Genomic DNA, 8,185 nt, shown 5'->3' on the forward strand with positions numbered 1-8,185 from the left:
CCTGACGTGCGGGCTCAGTGGGTCGGGGTGAAGTCGGCGTCCCTGGGGGTGGGTTCGGGGGAAGACGAGGGCGGGGTGTCGAGCTTCTCGCCCTCGATGTCGACGTGCGGCAGGCGCCGGTCCAGCCAGGCGGGCAGCGACCAGGCCCGCTGGCCGAGCAGGGCGAGGACCGCGGGCACGATGGTCATGCGGACCACGAACGCGTCGAAGATCACCGCCACCGCCAGTCCCAGGCCGAGCGACTTGATCATGGCGTCGGCGCCGCCGACGAAGCCGCCGAAGACACCCGTCATGATCAGCGCGGCCGCGATGACGACCTTGCCGCTGTGCCGGAAGCCCTCGGTGATCGCGGTGCGCGAATCGGCGCCGTGGACGTACGCCTCCCGGATCCTGGTGACGAGGAAGACCTGGTAGTCCATGGCGAGGCCGAAGACGATGCCGACCATGAGGATCGGCATGAGGCTCATGACCGGACCGGTGGTCTGCAGGCCGAACAGGTCCTTGAACCAGCCCCATTGGAAGACCGCGACCACCACGCCGAGCGAGGCCAGGACGGACAGCAGGAAGCCGAGCGCCGCCTTGAGCGGCACCAGGATCGAACGGAAGACGAGGATCAGGACCAGGAAGGCCAGACCGACCACCAGCGCCAGGTACGGCACGATCGCGGCCGAGAACTTCGCGGCGACGTCGATGTTCATCGCGGTGGTGCCACTGACCAGGGCCTGCGCGCCGGTGGCGGTCCGCACGTCCTCGGCCTGGTCGCGGATGGTCTGGACGAGGTCCTTGGTCGCCTCGCTCGACGGAGAGCTCTTGGGGACGACCGTGACCATCGCGGTGTCACCGGCGGGGTTGTAGGTCGCCGGAGTGACGGCGGCGACGTCCCTCAAGTCCTTGACCTTGCCGTCGAGTTGACCGACCGCGGTCTTCGTGACCGCCGGATCGCCGCCGCTGACGACGAGCATCAGCGGGCCGTTGAACCCGGGACCGAACGACTCGGCGAGCAGGTCGTAGGCCTTGCGCTCGGTGGTGGAGGTGGGCTTGGAGCTGTCGTCGGGCAGGCCCAGTTCGAGCCGGGTCGCGGGCAGCGCGATCACACCGAGGCCGAGGACCGCGAGGACCAGGACCTTCCAGGGGCGGCGCAGGACGAAGACCGCCCAGCGCTCCGCCGCCGGCGGCCTCGGGGCAGTGCCCTTCGTACGGGCGGGCTTCCGGCTCGAACCACGCCCCAGGACCCGTTCCGGCGCGAAGGCCAGCAGCGCCGGGACCAGCGTGATGGCGACCAGGACCGCGACGACGACCGCACCGGCGCCCGCCAAGCCCATGGCCGTGAGGATGGGCAGGTTCACCACGGCCAGGCCGGCCAGCGCGATGACGACGGTCACCCCGGCGAAGACCACCGCGGAACCGGCGGTGCCGTTCGCCCGGGCCGCGGCCTCGCGGGCATCGTGCCCCGCGGCACGTTCGGAGCGGTAGCGGGAGACGATGAACAGGGCGTAGTCGATGCCCACCGCGATCCCCAGCATGGTCGCCAGCGCCGACGTGCTGCTGTTCAGGTCGAGCGCGGCGGTGAGCGCGGTGAGCGCGCCCATGGTGAGGCCGACGCCGACCACCGCGGTCAGCAGCGGCAGACCGGCCGCGATGAACGAGCCGAAGGTGATCACCAGGATCAGCGCGGCGAGCACGAACCCGATCGCCTCGGAGGAAGCGGCCTCCTCGGCGGGCGCCAGCGCGCTGCCGGACGCCTCGACGGTCAGACCCTCCCCGCGCGCGGTGTCGAGGGCGTCGTCGAGACGGTTGTGGTCGGCGTCGGTCAGATCGGCGGCCTTGGCCTTGTAGGTGACCTGCGCGTAGCCGGTCGTACCGTCCGCGCTGATGGTCTTGGCCACGAACGGATCCGCGACCGACGCGACGCGCGGCGAGGACTCCTTCAGCTCGCGCAGCAGCGAGCCGACCTCGGCCCGCGGACCGCTGTCGGCCAGCTTCTGCCCGTCGGGCGCCCGCACCACGACCCGGGCGCTCGCCCCGTCGGCGTTGGCCGCGGGGAACTTCTCGTCGAGCACGTCGTACGCCTTCTGCGCCTCGATGCCGGGCAGGGTGACGTTCGAGTCGCCGCCCCCGCCACTGGCTCCCGCCGCCGCGGCGCCCGCGATGCCCAGTACGACCGCCCAGAGCAGCAGGGTCAGCCAGCGGCGCCGGAACGCGCCGCGCCCGAGCCGGTGCAGAAATGTAGCCATGAGAAAGACAACTCCGTACGTCAAGAACGAGAGGAGGACGGGAGAACAGGAAGGGAACGGGAGAACAGGAGGGGAACGCGAGGAACAGGAGAAGGACGGGAAGCGGTACGAGGACGGGAAGGGGGGCGGGGTCCGGGCCGCTCACCCGGGACCCCGCCGAGGTGCCGGGCACCGTCCCCACAGGCCGCGGCACACACCCCTGGACCACCCCGCGCACCCGGCCCGGCGAAGGGGTCCGGACGCGGTCCGTCGTCGTCGACGGTCGGGGTGGGGCACCGGCGCCGGGGGAACGCCCGTGCCCGTCAACCATGCTGCGGCGGGCCGCGGCGGCCGGGCGTCAGACCTGGGGACGTACTGGGGCGGGCCGTGTCGGCCATCCGGCCGACACCACGGGAGCGGTCCCGCTCCTTAGGCTGGCCGCGTGGACTGGAAGTTTCCGTTTTCGACCGGTATCCGGCGGGTCATCTCCGCCGCCGCGGTGGTCTCCCTGGGACTGCTGTGGGCGGCCGACATCCTGGTGCTGGTGTTCGTGACCGAGCCGCCGATCGCGCCCACCACGTGGCTGCCGGTGTTCGTCACGGGTCCGCTGGCCGCGCTCGCGGTGCCCGACGCCCGCTACCCGATGTCCCTCCCGGCCCGGGCCCTGGGGGTGTCGGCCCTGTCCTTCACGGTCAGCGTCGTATGCCTGTTCGCGCCGGTGAGCGGGACGGACATCGGCTACCTGGAGGACTTCGCGCTGCTGTGCCTGATCATCCGGGCGATCGCCCAGATCCATCCCGTCCGGCCCATGATGTGGACCGTCGCCGCCCTGGCCGTCGCCATGGAGATGCAGACACTGCGCACCCGGACGCTGGACGGCTTCGTCGCGGGCAGCTACGTGGCCACGATCATGCTCTCGCTGGGCATCGCCATGGGCTGTGTGGTCCGCGCGACCGAGGCCCGCCGGCAGCGCGCGGTGCAGGACGTGCGGCAGGCCGAGCGGCTGGCGCTGGCCCGGGACCTGCACGACCTGATCGCCCACCACATGACAGGCATCATCGTGCAGGCCAACGCGGCCAGGACCGTCCACAGGAGCGCGCCCGAGAAGGTGGAACCGGCCCTGGACGCCATCGCCCGGTCCGGCACCGAGACCCTGGAGTCGATGCGGCGGCTGGTACGCGTGCTGCGCGAGGAGGGCCATCAGGCGCTGCGGCCGGGCGACCTCCTCGCCGAACTCGGGGATCTCGTCGGCGAGTTCGGCCGGAACAGGCCGTCCGACGCCCCGGCGGCCCGGCTGGAGGCGAGCGCCGCGGCCCGTACGAGCCGGTTCAGCCCGGAGGTCGAGTCGACCGTGCTGCGGGTGGTCAGGGAGGCCCTCACCAATGTGATGCGGCATGCGCCCGGCGAACGGGTCACCGTACGTCTGGACGCCGACCCGGAGTGGTTGCGGGTGACGGTGACCAACAGCGCGCGCCTCCACCCGGCGGGCCACTCGGCGGACCATCCGGCGGGCGGCCGCGGCGGTTTCGGCCTGATCGGTCTGCGCGAACGCGTCGAGGCCCTCGACGGCACGTTCTGGGCCGGTGGCGCGGGCTCCGGCCAGTGGGAGGTACGGGCTAGCCTGCCCCGCGTCGTCACGGACGCCGGTCCCGCGATGTGACCAAGGCCGCCCGCCCGGGTCCGCACACCGAGGTCACCTCACTCCCCCTCCCCCTCCCCCTCCAGCCCCTCCGCCAACACCTCCGCCAGATGCCGCCCCCGCACCCCACCCACCTGCTCCAACTGCGTACGGCACGAGAAGCCGTCCGCCAGGACCACCGCGTCGGCCCCGGACTCCCGTACCGCAGGCAGCAGTTGGTCCTCCGCGCAGGCCACGGACACCTCGTAGTGGCCGGCCTCGAAGCCGAAGTTGCCCGCCAACCCGCAGCACCCGCCGCTCAGTTCACCGGTCAGGCCCGCCGCGGCGCGCACCCGGCGGTCGGCCGCGTCGCCCAGGACCGCGTGCTGGTGGCAGTGGGTCTGGCCGGTGACCGGGCGGTCGAGGCGGGGCGGGGTCCAGTCGGGGGCGAGGCGTTCGAGGGCCTCGGCGAAGGTGAGGACCCGGGCGGCGAGGCGGGCGGCGCGCGGGTCGTCGTGGAGCAGTTCGGGGAGGTCGGTGCGGAGGGCGGCGGCGCAGCTGGGTTCCAGGACGACGACCGGCGTCGGCTCCGCCCCGTCCACCTCCGGGAGCAGGAAGGGCTCCATCAGGTCCAGGGTCTGCCGCAACACCTCGCGGGCGCGGTCGAGTTGACCCGTCGAGAGGTACGTCAGTCCGCAGCAGACCCGGCTCCGGCGGCGCCCGAGCGGCGAGGGCACGCTGATGCCCCGCATCTCGCCGTCGGCGGACCGGTGCACGCGCAACGGTCGCGTCGGCGGCTCCGTGACGAGGACTCCCGCCGCCTCCAACACCCGTACGGCCGCCCGCCCGACCTCCGGCGAGAGGTGTTCCGTGAAGGTGTCGGGCCACAGGACGGCCATCGTCCGGGGGACGCCGGGCCGACCGCCCGCCCGCACCTCGTCCCGCCACGTCCGCACCCGTTTCCTGAACCGCCGCCGCAGCCACCGGCTGAACGTCTCCCTCGCCACCCGCGGGATCCCCCGCTCCGGCGCGATCCCGCCCAGCCGCTTCGCAGTCCACGCCAACGGCCGTACGGAAGCGAGGGCGTTGACGACCGGCGCGGTGCGCGTACGGTCCACCCAGCGCAGCCAGACCGGCAGCCACCCCATGCTGTAGTGGGCGGCCGGACGGCGCCGACCGGCGTAGTGGTGGTGCAGGAACTCCGCCTTGTACGTGGCCATGTCGACCTCGACCGGGCAGTCGGAGCGGCACCCCTTGCAGGACAGACACAGATCGAGCGCGTCCCGCACCTCCTCGGACCGCCAGCCGTCCGTCACCACCTCACCGGCGAGCATCTCGTGCAGCAACCGGGCACGCCCACGCGTGGAGTGCGTCTCGTCGCCGGTGGCCCGGAAGGACGGGCACATGACGGCGGACCCGGTCACCGACGTCGTACGGCACTTCGCGACCCCCACACAGCGGCGGACCGCCGCCGAGAAGTCGCCGCCGTCCTGCGGGTAGCCGAAGGCGACGTCGACCGGTTCGCGGGGCAGGACGGCGAAGCGGAGGTTGGCGTCGAGGGGAGCCGGGCGGACCAGCATGCCGGGGTTGAGGAGGTCGTCGGGGTCCCAGACGCCCTTCACACGCGCGAAAAGGTCGACCATATCCTCGCCGTACATCCTGGGCAGCAGTTCGGCCCGGGCCTGGCCGTCCCCGTGCTCCCCGGAGAGCGATCCGCCGTGCGCGACGACGACTTCGGCGAGCTCCTCCGAGAAGCGCCGGAAGCGTGCGATGCCCGCCTCCGTCAGCAGGTCGAAGTCGATCCGGACGTGGATGCAGCCGTCCCCGAAGTGTCCGTACGGCGTTCCGCGCAGCCCGTGCGAGGTCAACAGCCCCCGGAAGTCCCGGAGATACGCGCCGAGTCGCGCCGGCGGCACCGCGCAGTCCTCCCATCCCGGCCACGCCTCGCTGCCGTCCGGCATCCGGGTCGCCGTACCGCTGGCGTCCTCCCGGATCCGCCACAGCGCCCGCTGCCCGCCGGCGTCGGTGACGACGAGCGCGTCGACGACATCGGCGGCCCGCACGATCTCCTCCGCACGCGCGCGTGCCTCCCCCGCCGACTCCCCGCCCGTCTCCACGAACAACCAGGCCCCGCCGCGCGGCAATCCGCTCGCCCCCGGGGGCACCAGATCGGCGGCCATCCCCTCGACCGTCAGGGGGTGGTGGGGCAACAGCCCGGCCGCGGCCTCGGCGGCGGCGCCCTCATCGGCGTATCCCAACACCGCCAACGCACGCGCGCGTGGCGCCTCCACGAGCCGTACGACCGCCTCCGTGAGGATCCCGAGCGTGCCCTCGCTCCCGCAGTAGGAACGGGCGACATCGGCGCCCTTCTCCGGCAGCAACGCGTCCAGCGCGTACCCGGAGATACGGCGGGGCAGCTCCGGAAACCCGGTCCGCAACCGCGCCAACTCCCCCTCCACCAGCGCCCGTAGGCCCTCCGGTGCCCCGGCCCACTCCTGCCCGAGCCGCAGTCGCTCCCCACCCGCGGTGACGACGTCCAGCTCGCGCACGCTGTCGGCGGTCGTCCCCCACGCCACGCTGTGCGAGCCGCAGGAATTGTTGCCGATCATCCCGCCGAGCGTGCACCGGCTGTGCGTGGACGGATCGGGCCCGAAGCGCAGCCCGTGCGGGGCGGCGGCCTCCTGAAGGCGGTCGAGGACGAGTCCGGGTTGGACGACGGCGGTCCGGGCCTCGGGGTCGAGCGTCAACATGCGGTTCATGTGACGGGTGAAATCCAGTACGACTCCGGTGCCGGTGGCCTGCCCGGCGATGGAGGTGCCTCCACCGCGGGCGACGACGGGCACCCCACTCTCCCGGCACACCTCAAGTACGGCGGCCACGTCATCCGCGTCCCGCGGCGCGACCACCCCCAGCGGGACCCGGCGGTAGTTGGACGCGTCCATGGTGTTCAGCGCACGGGCGGTGACGTCGAAACGCACCTCGCCCCGGACGACCTTGCGAAGCGCTCCCTGGAGATCCGTCATGCGTCCAGCAAACCAAAGCCGCCGTCGTACGCACCCCCGCCGCTTCTCACCACGTGTCACCGCGTCTCACCCGACGGACGAGGTTTCACCCAGGTTTCCTCCAGCGGCTAACCTCCTTCTCGTGGCTGAGATCGAGATCCCCTCTGACATCAAGCCCGCGGACGGACGTTTCGGCGCGGGTCCCTCCAAGGTGCGGACGGAGGCGCTGGACGCCCTGGCCGCCACCGGTACGTCACTCCTCGGCACCTCCCACCGGCAGGCTCCGGTGAAGAACCTCGTCGGCGAGGTGCGCGCGGGCATCTCCGACCTGTTCTCCCTCCCCGAGGGCTACGAGGTCGTCCTCGGCAACGGCGGCTCCACGGCGTTCTGGGACGTGGCGACGCACGGTCTGATCGAGAACAAGTCGCAGCACCTGACCTTCGGCGAGTTCAGCTCGAAGTTCGCCAAGGCGGCCAAGCTGGCGCCGTGGCTGGCCGAGCCGACGGTCGTCGCGAGCGACCCGGGCACGCACCCCGAGCCGGCCGCCGAAGCGGGCGTGGACGTCTACGCCTTCACGCACAACGAGACCTCGACGGGTGTCGCGGCCCCGATCAAGCGGGTCGCGGGAGCCGACGAGGGCGCGCTGGTCCTGGTCGACGCCACGTCCGGCGCGGGCGGTCTGCCGGTGGACGTGACCGAGACGGACGTCTACTACTTCGCCCCGCAGAAGTCCTTCGCCTCCGACGGCGGCCTGTGGATCGGCGTATTCTCGCCGGCCGCGATCGAGCGCGCGGAGCGCATCCACGCGTCCGGCCGCCACGTCCCGGAGTTCTTCTCGCTCCCGACGGCGATCGACAACTCCCGCAAGAACCAGACGTACAACACCCCCGCCCTCGCCACGCTGTTCCTCCTCAACGAGCAGCTGAAGTGGATCAACGGCCAGGGCGGCCTGGCCTGGTCGACGTCCCGCACGAAGGACTCCTCGACCCGCCTGTACAGCTGGGCGGAGGAGTCCAAGTACGCGACCCCGTTCGTCACGGACGCCACCAAACGCTCGCAGGTCATCGGCACCATCGACTTCGCCGACGAGATCGACGCGGCCGCGGTCGCCAAGGTGCTGCGCGCGAACGGCGTCGTCGACACCGAGCCGTACCGCAAGCTCGGCCGCAACCAGCTGCGCGTGGCGACGTTCCCGGCGATCGACCCGGCGGACGTCGAGGCACTGACGAAGTGCGTCGACTACGTCATCGAGAAGCTGTAGCCACTCCGAACGAGACAACAAGAGGCGCCCCGCGGTTGAACCGCGGGCCGCACCATCGCCTCCGCCTATTCGGTACGACCCCGCCCGCACG

General features: G+C 72.3%; 4 protein-coding genes. 2 read left to right on the forward strand and 2 right to left on the reverse strand.

Features of this window, described 5'->3' with window-relative positions; genetic code table 11:
- Window positions 1-14: 14 nt before the first annotated feature.
- On the reverse strand, window positions 15-2,234 hold the full coding sequence (locus tag ACWDR3_RS03215) for an MMPL family transporter (RefSeq protein WP_450350347.1): 2,220 nt from the start codon (window positions 2,232-2,234) through the stop codon (window positions 15-17).
- A gap of 421 nt (window positions 2,235-2,655) precedes the next feature.
- Here ACWDR3_RS03215 and ACWDR3_RS03220 point away from each other — a divergent pair, with 421 nt between their 5' ends.
- Window positions 2,656-3,873, forward strand: coding sequence for a sensor histidine kinase (locus ACWDR3_RS03220; protein WP_450350349.1), 1,218 nt, complete (start codon window positions 2,656-2,658; stop codon window positions 3,871-3,873).
- A 38-nt stretch (window positions 3,874-3,911) separates the two neighbouring features.
- On the opposite strand, the gene ACWDR3_RS03225 is transcribed toward ACWDR3_RS03220, so the two are convergent.
- A complete protein-coding gene (locus ACWDR3_RS03225) occupies window positions 3,912-6,854 on the reverse strand; it encodes an FAD-binding and (Fe-S)-binding domain-containing protein (RefSeq protein ID WP_450350351.1) in 2,943 nt (980 codons plus the stop codon).
- A 121-nt stretch (window positions 6,855-6,975) separates the two neighbouring features.
- Between ACWDR3_RS03225 and serC the strand changes: the two genes are divergently transcribed.
- Entirely contained in the window at window positions 6,976-8,094 is a 1,119-nt protein-coding gene (gene serC, locus ACWDR3_RS03230) for a phosphoserine transaminase (RefSeq protein WP_450350353.1), read from the forward strand.
- Window positions 8,095-8,185: the final 91 nt, after the last annotated feature.

It is taken from the genome of Streptomyces sp. NPDC001002 (assembly GCF_053599215.1).